This is a genomic window from Bradyrhizobium sp. 142, from assembly GCF_023074015.1.
Lineage (GTDB): Bacteria > Pseudomonadota > Alphaproteobacteria > Rhizobiales > Xanthobacteraceae > Bradyrhizobium.
Window position 1 is genome coordinate 1 of record NZ_JADPKQ010000490.1, and the last position, 677, is coordinate 677.

Here is a 677-nt window from a genome sequence, read left to right on the forward strand (position 1 = left end):
TGGTGACGCCATCCGGCGATCCCGTTTAGGAATCTGACCAATAGCGCAGCCCAGCCCTTCCGCCGCCGTCAGCAGGAGGATTGGAGATGAATCCCAAAAGATCGAAGTCGAGGAACGACGGTAAGATGCCGATGGTGCACCCAAACGCGGCTGCCATCGACGTCGGAGCGACTATGCACATGGCTGCCGTGAGGCCAGATCGCGCACCCGAGTCGGTCCGCAGCTTCGGTACCTTCACGGCCGATCTGCATCGGCTGGTCGACTGGTTTACTGAATGCGGCGTCGAGACCGTCGTCATGGAATCGACCAGCGTCTACTGGATTCCGATTTTCGAGCTTCTCGATGCTCGGGGATTTACCGTGTTTCTTGTCAACGCGCGCGATGCCAAGCACGTGCCGGGGCGAAAGACCGATGTTAGCGATGCGCAATGGCTGCAGCGGCTCCATTCATTCGGGTTACTGCGGGCCAGCTTTCGGCCCAAAGGGCAGATTGCCGAGCTGCGAGCCTACGTGCGTCAGCGCGAGCGTCTGCTGGAGTACGCGGCCTCACACATCCAGCATATGCAGAAGGCCTTGATGGAGATGAATCTTCAGCTGCACCACGTCGTCGCCGACATCACCGGCGCGACCGGCCTGCGTATCATACGCGCGATCCTTGCCGGCGAGCGCGATCCTGAG

Annotated in this window: 1 protein-coding gene; it reads left to right on the forward strand. The window is 60.7% G+C overall.

Annotation, left to right across the window (positions count from 1 at the left end; genetic code table 11):
* Positions 1-86 precede the first annotated feature (86 nt).
* Positions 87-677: transposase (locus IVA82_RS44340; protein WP_247493926.1), on the forward strand; the 591-nt coding region annotated here is incomplete at its 3' end.